The sequence below is a fragment of the Methanospirillum hungatei genome, assembly GCF_019263745.1.
GTDB lineage: Archaea > Halobacteriota > Methanomicrobia > Methanomicrobiales > Methanospirillaceae > Methanospirillum > Methanospirillum purgamenti.
The window spans coordinates 1,495,578-1,515,651 of record NZ_CP077107.1; the positions used below are offsets into that span (position 1 = coordinate 1,495,578).

The window sequence follows — 20,074 nt, forward strand, 5'->3', positions numbered from 1 at the left end:
GTTCAGGGACAGTTTTCAGTAATAAGGGTGATCTTCTGAAACTCTTGAGTAATCATGGTTCTCAGATCATCCAGGCTATGAAGAATCTCATCATTTTGTTCTGCCTCCTTTTTCAGGAGTGTCTCCTGTTTTGTCAGGGTATCCCGTAAAAAGAGGAGTATTTTTTTGGTTTTAACTGCCCTTTTACACGCGATTGCCTTTTCCGGAGAAAGCCCAGATAACAGAGCTCGAGAATAACATGCATCACTTTCGTCAATAAGATCTTTTGCTTCGTCTATAGCTGCAAGAAGCATAGTCCTTTCCAGAGGTTTCATAACAAATCCTTCTATCTTAAGACCATATTGCAATGCTTCCTGTGCAGTCAGAACCTTTCCGGTCAGGATAATGACAGGCAACTCTGAAAATTCTTCTGAACTTCGTATCTGCTCCAAGACTTCCCATCCCGATACCGGTTCCATCATGATATCAAGGAGAATTAGGTCTGGAGGTGACTCTCGTATTGTATCCAGTGCCTTTGCAGAGTCGGTCAGGATCCGGGTTTCATGACCTCCGCGTATCAGAAGTTGTTGATATAGCTTGCACAGTTTTTCATTATCATCAATGAGCAGAATCTGCATTTTTTTTACATTATAATATGAAAAATTCTATAACGATAAATTTATTCTTTTTTTTATAGTATCAGTCATGCAAAACGGGAGATGAACCATACCTCTTCCAGGGAAGATATAAATTGTACAAAGAAGATGGAAATGATATAACTGGTGCTCATATGGGGAGGAAAATCCAGTGGATGAACAAAAACTGATACAATCTGCACAGAAATTAAAACAACCATCAGAAGATTCAACAAACGCGTACTATGACAAGATTGATGAAATCGCAGAAGAACTGAACCGGATAATGCTGGCCCGTCCAGATATTGGACGGCTCATTGGGAAAGGGAATGCCGAAATGATGGAAAATAACTCACGAAATTACCTCAGGTTCATGGGTGCAATTTTTCATAGTTATGATCCTATGGTTCTTGTGCAGACATCCCTCTGGGCATTCAGAGCATATCGATCTCATGGGTTTTTTGTTGAATACTGGCCTGCAAACCTGGACACAACAGTTCAAATATTAAAGAAAAAACTACCTGAACCAGTATATAAAGAAGTTTATCCATTCTTTGAATGGTTAATCGTAAATATTCCTGCATTTGTCCTGATTACAGAAGCTATGGTTAAGGAGGGTACTGATCCTTCCCGATATTAAAAAATGGATCACACTACCGAATGAGGATTTCTGGTTTGTCATCGCGGATTTATTTCATCACCAGTCATCCATTATTCATCGATCCTGGAACCACATACCCACCTTTAGGAATCTGAAGAACAAATCGAACCCCTCTTCCATCTTTTCCGTCCTCATAAATCCCGATTCCGGTAAGAAGAAGGATCTCTTTGATAAGGAATAGTCCGAATCCATGGGTTGCACCATAACCGGGCTCGAATAAAGAAACCCGACTCTTCGGACTAATACCTACCCCGTTATCCTCATAATAGATATTGCATCCGGTTTCAGATACCTCATATGAGAGTGAAATTGATGTTACTGTCTCTCCATGCCTGACAGAATTGTCCATCAAATTTGCAAAGACCTTCTGAAGCATCATGTCTGCAAATATCTTAAGATCTCCGAGATTATTGTTGAGTTTTATATTTGAAAAACGGGGATTTGATACATGAACATCGTCTACAACTTTTCTGACAAGATGCCAGGTTGGTTTTTGTGTTCCCATCTGCTCATAATTCCTGGTAAAAGATATCTTCGAGTTGATGGCATCGATTGATTCACGAAGATAAATGAAGTATTGATCTACTTCGGGTTCTTCAGGTAATCTGTTTTTGATGAGATCAATTGAAGCATAGGCAAGAGAGAGGTCATTATTAATGTCATGGCGGGTTATCTGGGATAATAACTGTAATTTCTGGTTTGCACGAATAAGTGCCCCTTCTGAAACTTTCATTGCGGTAATGTCCGCTACAACTGTTGCGATAGTATTCTTGCCCATGCTGAATGCCGAGATGGCATAATATTTCAGTTCTGGTTTATAAAAGACAATAAACCGTTCCGAGATCCCATCTCGTGCAATTTTTTCAAACTGTTGAATGTGGGGAGGAGGAGCAGTATTGTAGATTTCTTTTCCTGTTTTTCCAATCAGTTGATCAGGGTCTGTTCCCATTATCTGGGCGTACTGAAGATTTAGATCAGAGAACAGGTAATCAACCGCCTTGTTGTCCTGAAAGATCAATGAAAATACTGCAATTCCTTCATCCATGTTTTCAAACAATCCACGATACTTCTTTTCACTCTCTGAAAGATTTCGAAAAATCATTTCAAATGGTTTTCGAATACCAGTGACAACAATTGCCTGATAAATAAGGGCAAATGCAACTATTTTTAATATGTGACCTAGGAAATTCGCGGGTCCATATACACTGATATACGATGTAAAAGCAAGTTCGGAACCAATGGTCGCTATCAATGCTCCATATAGGAGGATGAGTACATCTTTTGAGAAAGCATGTTTGTTCTTATAAAGCAGGAAAATTGCCAGGGCAAGGATCAGGCAGATGATATATTCACTGATGATTTTAAAGGATGTAAGGCCGGAACCCTCAATATAACAATCAGGAAAATATCTCCTGAAAATAAGAATAAACAATGATGTTGTTATAATGAAATATCCCCAGAAAAAGCCCCCTGCATGAACCCTTCTTACAATAAAAAAGGGAGCAATCAGGAACGACATGGCCTCCATATATCTGGCTGCTATCCAGAGTTGTGTGGGGAGATTTGCATCATATCCGGTAAATATTCCCATCCCTTTATACGCAAGGGTGTGAACTAGATCGAATGTCCCGATGAAGAAAAAAGATATTCCGATTACCAGGAAAAAGCCATTGTCCAGTTTGTCCCGACTATTCCAGGCGATGACAAAGATAACACCGGCGATGATGATACTGAAAAATTCAGAAATGACATGAAAAAGAAGATAACTATACTGCATCGTAAGGGAGATTGCGAGAATGAATACTAGAACGGTCAGAATGAAAATTTTTTTCTGATCATTTGTCAATCGCATGACCTCCCTGTTAAATATACTATCTAATAATGAGCTTTTCTCATCATCCCTTAATAAGTGTACGGGTAGAGGAAGAACCGAACATCTTTTAAATTCATTAACCAGAGTACCATATATTGGTGGGAACCGATGGAGTTTGGAAGTAGAGTAACGAAGTGGTTTGATAATGCCACAATTGGGAAGAAGATCACCATAATCTGCCTTATTCTGGTGATTATTCCTACTTTGGTGCTGGGGATTGTTGCATATACCAGCGCAGAAGCGGCTATTAAAGATAATATAAAGACCAACCTTGAAACACAAAGTAAAGATCTACAGGAAGAGACAATAACCGTATATGGCCTCACACAGGCAAAGGTGAACAGTGACCTGAATGTATTGAGGCAGAGTTTTTACTCAAAAGGAAAACCGGAGATAGTTACCGGGAACATGATGCTGGGCTCATCATACAAAGTGAATGACAATTTTGAGATCGTTGATGGTGTCCAGGAATTAATTGGTGGTACAGCAACCGTATTTCAAAAGAAAGGTGACCAGGCGATCCGGATTTCAACAAATGTAATCGGAGAGGATGGAAAACGAGCTGTTGGAACTCCTGTATCTGCTGCAGTGTATGATGCTGTCATTAATAAAGGCCAGACGTATTACGGGACTGCAACCGTTGTAGGAAAGAAATATAACACCGCCTATGAACCAATTAAAAACCAGGCGAATGATATCATAGGAATTCTCTATGTCGGTGTAGATGAAGCAGAAACGATTGGTCTGTTACAGGAACAGATAAAAAGCAAAAAAATTGGTGAGAATGGATATGTCTTCGTCCTTGATAGTACTGGTCTTGCCCTTATTCATCCGACCAGGGAAGGAAAAAATGATTCGGATCTTCCGTTCATCAAGGAAATAGTCACCCAAAAAGAAGGATATCTGGAATATACATATAATGGCATTCCTAAAATAGCGGTCTTTACTTATTTTGAACCATTCGACTGGATCATCGTTGCAAATGCAGACATAACGGATTTTACCGGGCCAATAGATAACATTCGTAATACCATTATCATCGTGATGATTCTTGGAATTATCGGCGGATTTATTGTTGCCACACTCTTTGGCCGCTCTATTTCGAACCGGATGGATAACCTTGTAAAACTTGCAAACCGTGTTCGAGATGGTGATCTCTCCGGAGATATGGAAACTATACATCACAAAGATGAGATTGGAATTCTTGGTCGTGCATTTGCAGATGTGGTTGTAACGTTCCAGCTCTTCCGGGATGAAATTCGGACTATCAGTACCGCTGCTGCATCAGGCAATCTGAATGTCAGGGGTGATGTCAGGAAATTCCAGGGTGATTATGCCGTAATCATTGATGGAGTAAATGACACCGTGGATGCTATGGCAGTCCCCTTACAGGAAGCTATGAAATTAGCCGGTAAGTATGCAGCCGGGGACTTTACCGCGAGAATGAACCCAGACATACATCTTGAAGGAGAGTTTGTCACATTTCAAAAAGCCTTTGATACAATTGGCATTGACGTTTCACAGGCTCTTGCTGCAGTGAAGATCCAGATGGAGAACCTTGCAAAAGAGATGATTGAAGTCAGTGGACGGGTTGATGAAGTTACAGAGGAAACTGAAGAGGCTCATACGAGTATTGAAGACGTATCAGAAGGTGTCGGTCAGGTTGCACAGATTGCATCAGCAGTAAGCGATCTTGCTGATAAGAGTGGAATGACTACGCAGCAGATATTGGCAGCCATGCAAGATCTTGCCACAACCGTCTCATCTGTTGCAGCAAAAATGGAACATGTTTCAGTTCTCACAAACACGGCATCTGAACTTTCTGAAAAAGGGAAAGAAGCTGCTGGTCAGGCAGAATCAGGGATGCATGGTATCATGCAGTCATCTTCTGCAATTGACCAGATGAACCAGGAGATCGCAAACCAGATGCAGGAGATTGGCCGGATCGTTGATATCATCGGCTCCATTGCTGAAGAAACAAATCTCCTTGCATTAAATGCAGCAATAGAGGCAGCTCGTGCAGGAGAAGCAGGTCTTGGATTTGCTGTTGTTGCATCTGAAGTAAAAGAACTGGCAAATGAATCACAAAAATCTGCAGAGAACATTGCCGGAATCATCTCAGGACTTCAGAAAAAATCAATTGCGATGGCAGATGCAGTGAAGAAATCCATAACCGAGGTTGAGATAGGAAATAACTCAGTCAGTGAGACTCTTGCAGTTTTCAACGAAATCGTCGGATCTATTGCGGTCATTAATGCAAATATGAGCGAAGTGGCTGCAGCAAGTGAAGAACAGGCAGCATCTGTTGAGGAAGTAACAGCAACGGTGAATGAGTTTAGTGACATGGTTCAGCAGACAGCAAAAGAATCGGTTGGACTTGCTGCTGCAAGTGAAGAGTCATCTGCTGCAGTTGAACAGATTACCCAGATGGTCTCGCAAGTGAATGAGTCAATGGAGAAGATTAGAAACACAACCGAACTTGCCGAAGAGGCAGTGCAGAGAATAGAACAAGAGATGATGCAGTTTAAATATTATTAAATTTTTTTATACATATATATATTTTTATATTAATGAGATTATTAAACATGGATGATATGCTGATAAGCATCCGGTTTCTTTTTATAACTCTGGTAAAATAAGGAGAACTTGAGAATCGTTTCTATTATAATGGCCATTAAAGTGAGAGGAATCATCAATCCGATTACAAAACCCTCTCTATCATCATGAAAGTAAGATATTAATTGCACACATGTGCAATGTGTATAACATGTCCAGTACTCAGACATATAAACGGATCCCGGTCACACCTGCAACCTGGGAAAAACTCTCAATCCTTAAAAAACCTGGTGAAACCTTTGATCATCTCATTGTAGATTTGATTGAAGAACGAGAAAAACTAGATATCATTCAACATGTAAAAAAAATTGCAGAAGAGGGAGAATTTCTTTCACTGGATGAGGCCGAGGAAGTCTGGAAAGAATGAAAGTTGAGATAGAATTATCGGCGTGTAATTTTGTGAAAGAATTACCTTTAAAAAGTCGACGTATTATTCTCAAACAATTACGCAGGCTCGAAGATCCATTTCAGGCTTCTGAAATTGAAAAGATCGGTAATGATGTTTACCGTCTACATATTGGGAGAACCTATACTGTGTTCTTTATGATCTATCCGGAACATGATCTTGTCAGAGTAACAGATATATTGCCAATAGGAATAGCACATAAACGATATAACCGATTTATATAAAAAATCCCTTATTAAAAAAGCAATTGATACTACTGGAAACTTAGAAAATACCGTATTTCGTGCGATTAATAGTACCGTACCAGATAACTATCTGGATCATTATGCTCCTTCCTCTACTAAATTATTAATTCTCACACAGGGTAACAGGTATCATATGCTAATATGCACCCGGTTTCTTCTTATCACTCTTATTTGCCTCGTCTCACCATGCCTGCTCATCACATCAGTCTTTTCAGAAGGATTACCAGTATCTGAACATGCAGATATTGTCCTCATGAACGGAACAGTGTATACCGTTCAATATGGGACAGACTGGCCTGATACCCCACAGGAAGCGATTGCCATACACGGCAGAACCATCCTTGCAGTCGATTCAAACAACGGAATAGAACCGTATATCGGTCCTGAAACACAGGTACATGACCTGAAGGGGAAGATGGTCTTACCAGGATTCATTGATACCCACATTCATCTTGGTGCAGCTGCCCAGATAATGGCCGGTGTCGATCTGCTCCCCTGTACATCCCCTTCAGAAATTCAGAGTACCATCAGAGATTATGCAGAGAAAAATAAGGATATCCCGGTAATCAGAGGATTTGGATGGAACTATTTTCTTTTTAATGAATCAGGACCACATAAGGAGATGCTGGATCAGGTAATCAGCGACAAACCGGTCATTCTGACATCGTTTGACGGTCATGCAACCTGGGTCAATTCCAGGGCTCTTGAGATTGCCGGAATAACCGGGTCAACTCCTGAACCGACGGGAGGTAAAATTGAGCGGGATTCAGATGGTAATCCTACAGGTGTTTTGCGGGAAATGGCCGCATCAAATCTGGTGACAAACAAAGTTCCTCCTCTGACGATTGCCCAGATAAAAGAAATGCTGGAAAAAATACTCCCCAGAGCGGCCGAGGCAGGGATTACCACAGCCGATGATGCTGCAGTCTCACCAGAGATCATCTCCGCATTTTCAGATCTTGAAGATGAAGGGAAATTACCGGTCAGGGTATTTGGTGAGATCGTTGCCCTTCCTGAACTGGGAGTAGAAGAGATACCTCTCATGGAAGCGGAAAGAAGTATCTTTTATCCGGGATATCCGGCGATAGAGGAGGGATATTCCTACATAGACGATCTTCCCGGACTTCTGGATGGAGAGTCACAGTATAATGTTACTCTCAGCACTATTCCTGATTATTCGGATGATGAAGGATTATTCAGAATTCAAACAGGTAAATTATTCCTTGACGGGGTTGTTGAGGGACATACCGGTTATCTTATCGAGCCATATGCTGACGAACCATCAACCTATGGAACAATAAACTGGGATGTCAATAAATTCCAGGATATGATTGAAGCTCTTGATTCCTTAGGGTTTCAGATAGATATCCATGCAATCGGGGACGGAGCAGTCAGGATGTGCCTTGATGCATATCAGAATGCACAGGAAAAGAATGGAGTCAGGGATTCAAGGCATAAAATATCTCATATCCAGCTCATTGATCCATCAGATGTTCACCGGATCCATGACTTGGGAATAATCGCCGCATTACAACCGAACTGGTTCTATTATGATGAAAACTTTGAACATGTGTCTCTTCCCTATCTTGGAGAAGAACGGGCTCACCGGATGTACTCGCTCAAAACAATCCTGGATAGCGGGGCAATGGTTGCATTTGGTACTGATTATCCGGTGGGAACTGATTATCTGACCTATAATCCACTCGACGGCATCCGAACCGCAGTAACCCGACTTCCCCTGCCTCCGGACTCACCCATTACCGAACCATACCATCCGGAAGAACTGATTGATCTAAAAACGGCGATTGAAGCATATACCTACTGGGGAGCATATACCAATTTTATGGAAAACAGTACAGGAACTCTTGAGAAGGGAAAATTAGCAGATATAGTTGTTCTGGATAAGGATCTCTTCTCGATGCCTCTCACAGATATCAACAAGGCCCGGGTTGCTGCTACCTATCTGGAAGGAAAAAAGGTATATGCAGATGCAGATTTTTCTGCTGATACTGCAAAAAATTGAATATTACTTTTTTTAAAAAACCAATCAATTACAGGATATCCAGTTCCCTGAGTAAGTCCCGACTGGTTACAGTTCGAAGTTGGTCAGGGAGATATTTCAGGTACTGGCATTCTCCGAGCACAAAAAACGTCTCTTTATGGATCCCTTTGGTAAGATCCTCCACGATAGTCACCTTTGCCCCTCGTCTCAGCCACCCTTCCATCGCAAACCGGTTGCAGAAATCAGATGCAACGCCAAACAAAGTTACCTCGATATTAGCCGGATCCTGTTTCGGTGCGATGGAATGGATAAATGAATCACGGGGGATTGCCTGCCTGGGATGACGGGGATCATCAACAAAATGAAATAAGGATTCATATGCAATTCTCCTATCAGGATTTGTGAAGGATATCACCTGTCCTTTCAGCTCACTCCACATGGGAAACTGGTTCTTCATCAGATACCACGTTTCAGGCAGACCAGAGACATCAAGGGAGAGTTCCCAGTCGTCGGTCTGGTATTCACAGTGAAGTGGAAACTCTTTCGCCTCTACGCTCTCTGCATACTCTTCAGAAAAATGAGTATCCAGGATGACAAAGGTATAGTCAAATGCTGATTTGGGAATTTTTTTCAGAAATTCCTGTGCAGGTCCGAGGATGTCTTCTGCCCCGCTTACATAAAGATTTCCGGATTTTTTTGTAAAACCCTTTTGCATATCACCGATCTGCAATATCCGGATAGGTTGTATGTTGTTCATATGATCTCGAATGTGGGATGTTGAATTCCATTGGGTACTCAGTTGGAGGAAAAGGTATCATCGTATTCGTATATAGAGGCCCCGAAATATCATGGAGGGGATCGCTGTGGTTACCCAGGAAGAGCATACCGATACCCTCCAAGAGTTATTTTTTCTCATCATATCCATCAATACAATTATCACAAATTGATGAGTAGTATTCATACCACATATCAATGAACACCATATCGCCCAATTCTATTTCACCATCGATTATTCTTCTCATAGTTGATGATGAGAAAGATGTTCTCCAGGCAACAAAATCGTACCTTACCATAACTTTTCCGGTTGAGGTTGATACTGCCGAATCCGGCCAAATTGCTCTTCAAATGATTGCACAAAAAAAATATGACGCAATCATATCAGATTATGAGATGGATGAGATGAGCGGGATCGAACTTCTGAAAAATATTCGCAGTCAGGGTCTTGATACCCCGTTTATCATTTTTACCGGAAAAGGGCGTGAAGAGGTAGTAATAGCAGCATTTGAAAATGGAGCTGATGGATATGTCATGAAAGGAGGTGAAATCCGCTCCCAATTTGTTGATCTATATCATAAAATAAAGACCATTGTCCAGAAAAGAGAAGCCGAAAAGACGATAAAAGAAGTTGAATGCAAGTTCCACGATATTTACAATAACTCACCGATAGCCATAGAACTGTTTGATGAGCAGGGGACAATCATTGAAATTAATCCAGCGGGATTACAATTATTCGGTATTGATTCAATTGAAAGCGTAAAAGAGTATAACCTGTTTTCAGATACAAGTGCTACAAAAGAAAAATTAGAAGAGTTACGTTCAGGAAAAGTCATCAAGTATGTAACTGAATTTGACTTTGATCTTCAGAAGCAACAAAACCAATATGCATCCACACAATCTGGTAAAATAACTCTGTTCATTCAGATTACTCCATTGTTCAAAGGGACATGTTTACTTTCAGGATACATTGCACACACAATTGATATTACTGAAGAGAAGACTGCACAGGAAGAACTTAAAGAAAAGAAATTATTTCTGGATTACCTTCTTGAAACCATACCCAGCCCAGTTTTTTACAAGGATGCTGAAGGCAGATATACCGGATGCAATAGTGCATTTGAGAAATATATCGGACTATCTAAAGATGATTTGATCGGAAAATCAGTATTTGATATTTCTCCAAGAGATCTTGCTGAGGTGTATCATGCGAAAGATAAGGAATTGTTTACAAAGCCAGGAATGCAGGTGTATGAATCACAAGTCAGGTTCGCAGACGGAACGAATCATGATGTTATCTTTCAAAAAGCTACCCTTGTGGACCGTTCAGGAAAAGTACAGGGATTAATCGGAATTATCCTTGATATAACTGAGAGAAAAGGCATTGAACATGCCTTACAGGAAAGCGAGGATTATATCAGAACGGTTCTTGATAATCTGCCAATCGGGGTCGCTGTGAATACAGTTGAACCAGAAGTTTCATTTGAATATTTTAATGATAATTTTCTGAAATTGTATCGTGTATCGGCTGACGCTCTCAATACACCTGATGCATTCTGGGACCATGTATATGAAGACCCGGTTATGAGAGAATCTTTAAAAAAACGGGTTCTTGAAGATTGTATGAGCGGAGATACTTCACGAATGCATTGGGATGATATTCCAATTACCCGGACAGGAGAAGTAACAACCTACGTGAATGCGATGAATATCCCGATTCACGAAAAAAACCTGATGATTTCAGTGGTTTGGGATATTACCGACCGAAAACGGGCAGAAGATAGTCTTCGTGAAACAAACCGGCTGCTTGAAGGGATGCTTGATGGTATTCCGGACATTATCGGCATTCAGAATCCGGATCATACCCTTATAAGGTACAATCGGGCAGGATATGAAATTTTGGGACTGACTCCGGAAGAGGTTCGTGGCAAACCCTGTTATTCGTTCATTGGAAGAACAAAGCCATGTGATATTTGTGCTTCAATGAAAGCGCTATCAAGTAAAAAAATCTGCACTCTCGAAAAATATGTTCCAGAACTGAACCGATATCTTCTCTGCCGCAGCAATCCGATTCTTGATGATAACGGGAATGTACAACTCATCATTGAACAATTATCTGATATCACCGAAAGAAAACAGATGGAAGATGCGATAAGACAATCAAATCAGAAATTACGCCTGTTAACCGGCCTAACCAGACACGATATCCTCAATCTTCTCAATGCGATTTATTTCTATCATGAGCTGGCTTTGGAGTCTCCGGATCTGAAAGCGAGCAGAGAGTACATCACCCGTGCAAAAGAAGCAGGTGAACGAATCGAAGCGACCATTGGATTTACCCGTGAATATGAAGAATTCGGAGTGGCAAGCTCAGGATGGCAACTGATTCATCCCATTATTGAGTCTGCAAAACAGGAGATTTCTCCAGGAACAATACAGATTAATAATACTGTTCCTGAATCTATCGAGGTATATGCTGATCCCATTATTCGAAAAGTGTTTACCACTCTTCTTGAGAATGCAATCCGCCATGGGAAGAAAGTAACACAGATTACATTTGGTGTTGATGAAAAACAAAAGGAACTGGTAATATTTTGTGAAGATGACGGTGCTGGGATTCCAGATGCAGAAAAAACCCAGATATTTGGTCATGGATTTGGCAAGAACACAGGAATAGGCCTCTTTCTCTCCAGAGAGATTCTCTCTATTACAGGACTATCAATTAGTGAAACCGGAATATTTGGAAAAGGTGCCAGGTTTGAAATACGTGTTCCTGGTGAAAAATGGAGATCGAAAAAGATATAATCGGATTAGTTTCTAAAACTGTGAATAGGTGCAGGAATCCGACCTCCACGATTGATGAAATCACTGCATCCAAATGGATTCACCTGTTGAACGGGTGCATGACCTAATAACCCGCCAAATTCTACTGCATCACCAACATCTTTTCCAATCACCGGGATCAGACGGACTGCAGTTGTCTTTTGGTTTATCATACCAATTGCTGCCTCATCGGCGATGATTCCGGATATTGTTGATGCAGGTGTGTCACCAGGTATCGCAATCATGTCCAGACCAACAGAACAAACACAAGTCATCGCCTCAAGCTTTTCTATTGTTAAAGCACCCCGGTTCACCGCATCAATCATTCCCTGATCCTCACTCACCGGGATGAATGCACCACTCAAACCTCCAACAAAGGAGCTTGCCATCACCCCTCCTTTTTTTACCTGATCATTCAGAAGAGCAAGAGCTGCAGTCGTCCCTGGAGCTCCAACCGATTCTAGTCCCATTTCTTCCAAAATTTCAGCAACACTGTCCCCTACTGAAGGGGTTGGTGCAAGTGAGAGGTCAACAATCCCAAACGGTATACCAAGCCGCTCAGATGCAGCCTGGGCCACCAGTTGTCCTGCACGGGTGACTTTAAATGCTGTCTTTTTGATTGTTTCGGACAGAATCTCAAAATCTTTTCCTCTGACTTCTTCAAGTGCATGTTTGACAACTCCCGGACCACTGACTCCCACATGAATGACGGCATCAGCTTCTGATATGCCATGAAACGCTCCGGCCATAAACGGATTATCATCAGGAGCGTTACAGAATACAACCAGTTTTGCACAACCAAGAGAACTATTGTCTTTTGTTGCTTCTGCGGTCTCTTTGATTACCTCGCCCATGAGTTTTACTGCATCCATATTGATCCCGGTCTTTGTCGAACCAATATTGACTGAACTACAAACCCGTTCGGTGGAAGACAACGCCTTTGGAATGGATCGGATCAGGTTTTCATCATTCCGGGTCATCCCCTTTGAAACAATAGCTGAGTACCCTCCGATAAAATTTACCCCCATATCACGGGCAGCCGTATCCAGAGTATGTGCAACAGACACAAAATCATCACATGTTGTGCATGCTTTTCCGGTGACAAGAGCGATAGGAGTAACCGATATTCGTTTGTTTACAATTGGAATCCCGTATTCCAGTTCTATCTCCCTTCCGGTTGATACAAGATCTCGTGAAAGCCGGGTAATCTTACTATATATGTTCTGGTTTAAGGTATCGAGATCAGCATCAGAACAGTCAAGCAGGCTGATTCCAAGTGTGATGGTCCGGACATCGAGTTTCTCCTGCTCGATCATCTTGTTGGTCTCGTTTACCTCAAGAATATTAATCATAGTAAATCCATCAGATACGATGCATTTTCGTGAAAATGTCTTCTCGTTGGCACCGGATCTTAACTCCTATCTCATCTCCAAGATGTTCCAGGTCAGTGACCATTTCAGCATAGGGCTTTGAACATGCATCGGTATCAACTATCATCATCATATTAAAGTACCCTTGAACAATAGTCTGAGAAATATCCTCGACATTGACCTGATTTTGAGCAAGGTACGTGCAAACCCGTGCGATGATTCCCACGGTATCTTTTCCGACGACGGTAATGATTGATTTTTTCATGATCTGTCAGGCCATAATTATTGGTGTTCATAAGGGATTATAGTGTAAGTGCCTGACATACCTGAATACCGGTATTTTTGCCGACAAAAAATGACTTATACTATCCTCATAGTATACTATCACGGAATCCTGAATGGAAATATCAGAAGAAGTAATTGACGGAATACGAGAACTGGTAACCATAGGCGTCGGGCATTCGGCTGGTATGCTCAATGATCTGACAAATGCCCATATCACTCTGACGGTCCCGGATGTTCATATCTTTAAGATGGGACAGGAGAATGCATTCACTCCCGTATTATACCCCATGACTCCTGAGGGTACATCCCAGGTAACCATGTCTTTTTTTGGTGAATGCACCGGTTCACTCCATCTTATCTTCCCAAATAAAAGTGCCATTAACCTTGTTATCATACTGACCAAAGAGGATGAATCACCGGATGAAATGGATGCCCTACGGGTAGAAACCCTCATGGAAGTAGGAAATATCATTATGAGCTCGGTCATGAGTTCATTTTCAATCCTGCTCACTTCCCGACTCTCATTTCTGTTTCCCAGTTACCAGACAGGAATCAGGAATATGAATAATTCGGCATCTCAGGTCTCATCAGATATTGGTATCATGGCCAGAACAAGATTTGAGGTTCATGAGAAAGAAATAGAAGGATTACTATTCTTTTTTCTGACAGAATCTTCTTTCAAACACATACAAAAACGAATTCTGGAGATCATGGAGTGTGGCCTGTAATGTGGGATGAACGAAAAAGAAGTGTCATTTTAAATCTCAATGTTCTTCCGGTCGGAATATGCACAATCAGGAAGGATTATACCATCTCATTATGGAACAGGACCCTGGAGATTTGGACAGGTATTTTGCAGGATGATGCCATGGATAAACCATTGGAAGTCGTGGTGCCTCAGTTTGCAAATCCACTCGAGAAGGCACGGCTTAAAGTAGTGCTCCAGGGAGGAGGTCCGGTTATTCTCTCATCCAGGTTTCACCCACGGATATTTCCACTCAAAGATGAGAACCAGAATGAAGGGAAATATCAGCGAACATCCATCTCTCTGTTTGAACTTCCTGACAGTGAAGTGCGAGTGATGATTGCTGTTGAGGATGTAACCGCTATCACCGAACAGGTTCTGAAATACCGGCAGATAAAAGATCAGATTGCCTACGAACTGGAAGAGAAGAAAAAGACTGAACGTGCCCTTTCAATGGCTCTGAGTAAATTAAACACTCTGTCTTCCATTACCAGACATGATCTGAATAATATCCTGACTGCATTTGAGGGATATCTGACCTTTTCAATACAGGAAAATCCAGGTGGAAAAGTGCAACAATACCTGGAAAAAATGAAAGAAGCAGCGGATGTAATGAAACGTCACATTTCCTTTGCAAAAGATTATCAGGAGATGGGCAATGCACTTCCCACTTGGTTTGCTGTAGAGACGCTAGTCAGGTCATCGGGGTTAGGACCGGTGTTTCAACAGATAACCATAAAAAGTGATGTCGAAAACCTAGAGATTCTAGCAGATCCGCTCATTGTCAAAGCCATTTACAACCTGCTTGAGAATGCTGTCAGGCATGGTGAACATACCAGTACTATCTCAATTTCGTACAAAAAGGCAGACGACGGAATTGTCTTGCTTATCGAAGATGATGGAAAAGGAATCCCCACAAATATCAAAGGTAGAATATTTAACAAAGGATTTGGATCAAATACCGGTCTTGGTCTTTTTCTCACACGTGAGATCCTTGGGATTACCGGAATGCAGATTATTGAGACCGGAGTTGAAGGAAAAGGAGCCAGATTTGAGATCCGGGTTCCGGAGGGACATTTCAGGTTTCGGGAATAACAAGTCCACAATCTTTTTCTGAATATCCAGCTTTATGATTATCGATGAGCAGGATTTTAATCGTGGATGATTCATTGTTTCAACGCAGGGTAGTCAGTGCTCCGTTAAAAGCACAAGGATTTGAAACCTTTGAAGCAGTGAATGGAAAAGAAGGACTTGAAAAGATCCTGGAGGTCAAGCCGGATCTCATTCTCCTTGACATCCTCATGCCTGAAAAAAACGGAATTGAAGTACTCAAAGAGTTGAAAAAGGCACAAAATACAATTCCGGTAATTATGCTCACCTCCGACGTTCAGGAATCGACACGAGATGAATGCCTGTCTCTTGGAGCACAGGCTTTTGTGAACAAACCGGTAAAAGCCGAAGAACTGTTACCGATCATTACGTCTCTTCTACAATCATAATTATGAAAGAGGTATCTCAACCGGTCCTTGACGGCATGGCAGAACTTGTCAACATTGGAATCGGTAGATCTGCAGGCTGTTTTAATACCCTGACCGGCCATCACGTCACGTTACATGTACCAAATATCCGGATATCCAGCATCCGGGAGCTCAAAGAACAGATGCCACACCCGGATCAACCTTTTACCGCCATAAACCAGGACTATAGTGGAGCTTTTGAGGGAACTGCAGTCCTTATGTTTCCTTTGAAGAGTGCTGAGGGACTATTCTACCTTATGACTGGCGAATCCGAAAAAAATCCGGAAAATGAAGAACTCTGGCAGGTGACCCTGACAGAAGTAGCAAATATAATCATTAATACAGTGATGGGTTCAGTCACAAATATCCTCGGAAAAAAGATTGAGTTTCATATTCCCCAATATCATGAGGATTCTCTGGATCATATATTAGGTCATACCAGATTTTCAGACTCTGCTTCAGTTGCAGTTGTACATGCAGAGTTTGAGGTGAAAGAAAAAGATATCTCAGGGGAGATTGTAATTCTTCTCACCGATCAATCTGTGGAGGTTTTAGAGAAATATATATCTGATGCATATCGCCTGGAATCAGGAGAGGACAAAACATTTTAAAAAAGGGTAGCAGGATGAAAACAAACGTTGTAGGCTAAAGCAACAACATATGAAAGGACTATAGGTCAATAACACCCGAACGCATCGTCTCATCGTCGAAAAACCAGGATAATATCACTCAAGGGTTGTTTTACTCTTCCATCCACCTTCAGGGACACGGATTTCAAACCTGGCTCCAGTCCCTTGTTTACCGGTCTCATGAATCGATATCCCAGTCAAAGAGAGGATTTCTCTGGCGAGAAACATCCCAAGACCCGTATTCTCACCAAATCCCCGGTCAAAGATCTGTTCTTTGTATTGATCGGCAACCCCAATGCCATTGTCTTCCCATGTTACCATCAGATCGTCATCAATGATTCTGGCAGATACGCGGATTTCTGTCACGTGCTGCCCATGCCGGATTGAATTATCAAGAAGGTTATGAAAAACTTTTTCAAGCATTGAATCGGCATAAATGAAATAATGATCCAGATCACTTACCAGAGTGACCGAAGTGGACACAAGAGGCTTTGGGATAACAGATCTCAGATTAATCCAGACAGGATCATGTGATCCAAGATCTTCGTATAATCGGGTAAACTCAATCTGATGTTGTATCTCTTTTGTGGCATTCTTCATGAGATGATTATATTTTAAGAGTTCAGAGTCAGAATAGTCCATCTCTACTAACTCAAGATACCCCAGAATCAGTGAGACTGCATTTAATATGTCATGTCTGGTGATGCTTGAAAGGAGATTCAGGCGTTTATTTGCCTGTCGAAGAGCTTCTTCTGCACGTTTTCTATCAGTTATGTCCTGGTTAGCACCCCTGGTTTTGATGGTTCTGCCTTCTGCATCCTTAATAATGCTGAACCTAACAGTAATGTATCGAATCTCTCCATCTCTTCGGATTATCCGGTGCTCAAGTCGTGAGACGTAATTAGGATCCTGTGCAGTAATGGCTTTTTCTATCTCCTTTGCAACTACATCAAAATCTCCCGGATGAACAAATTCCCGGGCATAGGTTCCGGATGACATAAACATGCCCCCCTCTTGGTCCACACTTGTTCCATACATGGCATAAAACCGGTCATCAAAGGAGAAGAGATCTTTATCAATGTCATATTCCCAGTTTACCAGCTGTGCCAGATCCATTGCTTCGAAAAGACGTTCCCGGCTATCACGAAGAGTGTCTTCGATGTGAGAACGCTCAATGTCTGCTGCTGCTTTTGCAGCAATAATCTCCAAAACCTGCCTGACATAGAGGGAGTTTTCTAAAGGATTTCGAAACAGAACACAGAGAATTCCAATTATATTCCCAGAAGAATCATGGAGAGGGGTTCCAATATATCCCCGGAACCTCATTTCAGACAAGAATTTACATCGTGGAAACGTGCAGGCAACGTCATCCGGATATAATGAAAAACCAGTTTTTGTCACCTGTTCACATGGTGTACCCCTGAAATCATATGAAAAATCAGATGAGTAATTTCCATCAAGAAACATCGAAAGAACATGAACAGTTTCATTCTCCTGAATTAATTCACCAATTATTACACAATCAGCACCCAGCCACGAACTGATAGTTTCGGTGATGATTCGAAGAGAATTCGCCCCGGTTGTCTCAACGACACTCATCATGAGTGCACGGGTCGCAAGTTCTGTTTTTCTTCGTTCCGTAATGTCCCGCATTGATGCCTGTGCACCCATAACATTTCCATTCTCCGTAATGGGGACCACATACACACTAACATACATCAGACTCCCATCTTTTCTACACAGGATCATATCCATATTTTCTACAGGTTTGCCCTGCATAGTGAGCTCGACAGCCTGCATAAACTCCAAATAGTTCTTTGAAAAGATTGTTTCTGCAGCAAAACCCATAGATTTTCCAATCAATTCATCAGGCTGGTACCCAAGATGTATGTACACTGAAGGAGAGACATATGCAGCACTCATCTTTTCATCCAGAATAAATATCAGGTCAGATGACCGTTCAGTCATTCCCCTGAATCGTTCTTCGCTCTCCCTGAGTTTCTGTTCAGTTTTTTTCATTTCAGAGATATCACGGATAGATTCTATCGCACCGATTATTTCTCCTGCCTGATTGTACAGTCGGGATACCTTGACAAGTGCTGATATCTGATTTCCTTTCGGATGAGAGAGATTTGTTTCTGCTGTTAATGTCGTCTCTGTCCGATACACGATAGAATAATATTGCGCAATGATTTCATCTGCTGAGTCGATAAGATCAATAAGCAATGGTCGGTTTGTGCCATAAAACGGAATTGAATACTCATAATTTCCTTTGCCGACCATTTTTTGCGCTGCTAATCCGGTCATCTCCTCAATGGCACGGTTCCAGACTGTTACATATCCATACCGGTCTATGGCAAAGGTTGCATCCGGAAGAAAATCAAGGATGTCTGAAAGAAATTTCTTTGAATCCTGAAGGGAAATGCGCTCATTTTTTCTTGCGACTGCCAGCTTTATTTTATGGATCAGCTCGGTAAATAGTGCATCCATGGAGATGCTTTTTTGGATGTAAAAATCAGCACCACTGTTAATTGCCTCGATGAGAACCTCTTCTCTACTCCGGACAGTAAACAGAATAAAAGGAATATCTCCATATTGTTCCCGAATGGTTTTCAGAAAAGCAATTCCGTCCATGCCGGGCATGTAATAATCAGAAACAATTGCATCATAACCGGAAATATTGGAGTAATTCAGGGCATCCAAGGGGGTTGTGAGCGTGTCAACTCTGAACTCTTTCGTGTTTTCTAGATAACGCCGGGTAATGAAGAGAAATGATTCATCATCGTCGACAAGAAGTACAGAGATCAGATCGCCTCCTGGATCATGACCAGTTGATGATGAATAGATATCCGGAGATGTCATGAGCACTCTTCTCTTTAGTTAACCAGTACTGATATTACTATATAGTAATTGTTCTCGTGAGAGATCGGGGATCTCCCCTCTCTGCTGTGGTGGACATGTTTCCGCCCAGGATATGTACCTGGAAATCTGGAAAAATGAATCAGAATGCAATTAATTTTTCGTAGGAGACGGAAGTTAATTAATTCATCATATCAAAGAGCTGATAATGAAAAAAATTTTGGTTCTGTTGTTTATGGTTTATATGACCAGCATGGTGCTCGCAGATGACACTTCTGGTCCATCACATCCAAACAGGCTGGTTGATTACTCCCTAGATAGGTTCAACAAGACTCCTGAATTAGTGGATACGGAACTGGACAGATTCAATAAGTCAGCCACTATTATTGATATTGAACTTGAAAGAATGAACAATACAACGAAACTCATTGATACGGAACTGGACAGATTTAATAAGTCACCCGCAATCATTGATATTGAACTTGAAAGAATGAACAATACAACGAAACTCATTGACACGGAACTGGACAGATTCAATAAGTCACCCACTATTATTGATATTGAACTTGAAAGGATGAACAATACAACGAAACTCATTGATACGGAACTGGACAGATTCAATAAAACTCCATATTAAACTGGACCTCTTCGGGAT

The 20,074-nt window shown here is 41.5% G+C and carries 17 protein-coding genes; 11 read left to right on the forward strand and 6 right to left on the reverse strand.

The annotated features are described in order from the left end of the window. Positions 1 to 2: 2 nt before the first annotated feature. On the reverse strand, positions 3 to 617 hold the full coding sequence (locus KSK55_RS07090; protein WP_218608703.1) for a response regulator: 615 nt from the start codon (positions 615 to 617) through the stop codon (positions 3 to 5). Positions 618 to 786: 169 nt separating this feature from the next. Here KSK55_RS07090 and KSK55_RS07095 point away from each other — a divergent pair, with 169 nt between their 5' ends. Next, entirely contained in the window at positions 787 to 1,254 is a 468-nt protein-coding gene (locus tag KSK55_RS07095) for a hypothetical protein (protein WP_218608704.1), read from the forward strand. Between the two features lie 64 nt (positions 1,255 to 1,318). Here the strand turns inward: KSK55_RS07095 and KSK55_RS07100 are convergent, their stop codons facing one another. Beyond that, positions 1,319 to 3,127 (reverse strand): sensor histidine kinase, encoded by a 1,809-nt coding sequence (locus tag KSK55_RS07100; RefSeq protein WP_218608705.1) that lies wholly within the window; start codon positions 3,125 to 3,127, stop codon positions 1,319 to 1,321. 129 nt (positions 3,128 to 3,256) lie between these two features. Between KSK55_RS07100 and KSK55_RS07105 the strand changes: the two genes are divergently transcribed. The 4 genes from KSK55_RS07105 to KSK55_RS07120 all read left to right on the forward strand — a co-directional run bounded on the left by KSK55_RS07105 (position 3,257) and on the right by KSK55_RS07120 (position 8,438). Next, entirely contained in the window at positions 3,257 to 5,686 is a 2,430-nt protein-coding gene (locus tag KSK55_RS07105) for a methyl-accepting chemotaxis protein (protein WP_218608706.1), read from the forward strand. A gap of 229 nt (positions 5,687 to 5,915) precedes the next feature. Continuing rightward, positions 5,916 to 6,131: a hypothetical protein gene (locus tag KSK55_RS07110; protein WP_256664264.1), complete on the forward strand. Its 216-nt coding sequence runs from the start codon at positions 5,916 to 5,918 to the stop codon at positions 6,129 to 6,131. Then, positions 6,128 to 6,394: a hypothetical protein gene (locus KSK55_RS07115; RefSeq protein ID WP_218608708.1), complete on the forward strand. Its 267-nt coding sequence runs from the start codon at positions 6,128 to 6,130 to the stop codon at positions 6,392 to 6,394. Before KSK55_RS07110 ends, KSK55_RS07115 begins: the two co-directional genes overlap by 4 nt. Before the next feature lie 154 nt (positions 6,395 to 6,548). Further along, complete coding sequence (locus KSK55_RS07120; RefSeq protein WP_218608709.1) at positions 6,549 to 8,438, forward strand: amidohydrolase; 1,890 nt, start codon at positions 6,549 to 6,551, stop codon at positions 8,436 to 8,438. A gap of 28 nt (positions 8,439 to 8,466) precedes the next feature. Here KSK55_RS07120 and KSK55_RS07125 read toward each other — a convergent pair whose 3' ends face one another. Beyond that, on the reverse strand, positions 8,467 to 9,174 hold the full coding sequence (locus tag KSK55_RS07125) for a cysteine hydrolase family protein (protein ID WP_218608710.1): 708 nt from the start codon (positions 9,172 to 9,174) through the stop codon (positions 8,467 to 8,469). 215 nt (positions 9,175 to 9,389) lie between these two features. Here KSK55_RS07125 and KSK55_RS07130 point away from each other — a divergent pair, with 215 nt between their 5' ends. Then, a complete protein-coding gene (locus KSK55_RS07130; protein WP_218608711.1) occupies positions 9,390 to 11,996 on the forward strand; it encodes a response regulator in 2,607 nt (868 codons plus the stop codon). A 5-nt stretch (positions 11,997 to 12,001) separates the two neighbouring features. Here the strand turns inward: KSK55_RS07130 and KSK55_RS07135 are convergent, their stop codons facing one another. Both KSK55_RS07135 and KSK55_RS07140 read right to left on the reverse strand, forming a co-directional pair. Continuing rightward, the gene (locus tag KSK55_RS07135) at positions 12,002 to 13,366 is read right to left on the reverse strand and encodes a PFL family protein (protein ID WP_218608712.1); all 1,365 of its coding nucleotides are present in this window, start codon (positions 13,364 to 13,366) and stop codon (positions 12,002 to 12,004) included. Between the two features lie 10 nt (positions 13,367 to 13,376). Continuing rightward, positions 13,377 to 13,649 (reverse strand): ACT domain-containing protein, encoded by a 273-nt coding sequence (locus tag KSK55_RS07140; protein WP_214420370.1) that lies wholly within the window; start codon positions 13,647 to 13,649, stop codon positions 13,377 to 13,379. 133 nt (positions 13,650 to 13,782) lie between these two features. Between KSK55_RS07140 and KSK55_RS07145 the strand changes: the two genes are divergently transcribed. From KSK55_RS07145 to KSK55_RS07160, 4 genes are read left to right on the forward strand one after another with little or no spacing between them, the layout of a single operon-like run. Beyond that, complete coding sequence (locus tag KSK55_RS07145) at positions 13,783 to 14,397, forward strand: hypothetical protein (RefSeq protein WP_218608713.1); 615 nt, start codon at positions 13,783 to 13,785, stop codon at positions 14,395 to 14,397. Further along, positions 14,385 to 15,509 (forward strand): sensor histidine kinase, encoded by a 1,125-nt coding sequence (locus KSK55_RS07150; RefSeq protein ID WP_218608714.1) that lies wholly within the window; start codon positions 14,385 to 14,387, stop codon positions 15,507 to 15,509. The genes KSK55_RS07145 and KSK55_RS07150 overlap by 13 nt, the downstream gene beginning before the upstream one ends. A 44-nt stretch (positions 15,510 to 15,553) precedes the next feature. Beyond that, complete coding sequence (locus tag KSK55_RS07155) at positions 15,554 to 15,913, forward strand: response regulator (protein WP_214420367.1); 360 nt, start codon at positions 15,554 to 15,556, stop codon at positions 15,911 to 15,913. A gap of 2 nt (positions 15,914 to 15,915) precedes the next feature. Beyond that, the gene (locus tag KSK55_RS07160) at positions 15,916 to 16,542 is read left to right on the forward strand and encodes a chemotaxis protein CheX (RefSeq protein ID WP_218608715.1); all 627 of its coding nucleotides are present in this window, start codon (positions 15,916 to 15,918) and stop codon (positions 16,540 to 16,542) included. Between the two features lie 114 nt (positions 16,543 to 16,656). Here the strand turns inward: KSK55_RS07160 and KSK55_RS07165 are convergent, their stop codons facing one another. Beyond that, positions 16,657 to 19,422 (reverse strand): hybrid sensor histidine kinase/response regulator, encoded by a 2,766-nt coding sequence (locus KSK55_RS07165; protein WP_218608716.1) that lies wholly within the window; start codon positions 19,420 to 19,422, stop codon positions 16,657 to 16,659. 241 nt (positions 19,423 to 19,663) lie between these two features. On the opposite strand from KSK55_RS07165, the gene KSK55_RS07170 reads away from it, so the two are divergent. Then, complete coding sequence (locus KSK55_RS07170; protein WP_218608717.1) at positions 19,664 to 20,056, forward strand: hypothetical protein; 393 nt, start codon at positions 19,664 to 19,666, stop codon at positions 20,054 to 20,056. Positions 20,057 to 20,074 lie beyond the last annotated feature (18 nt).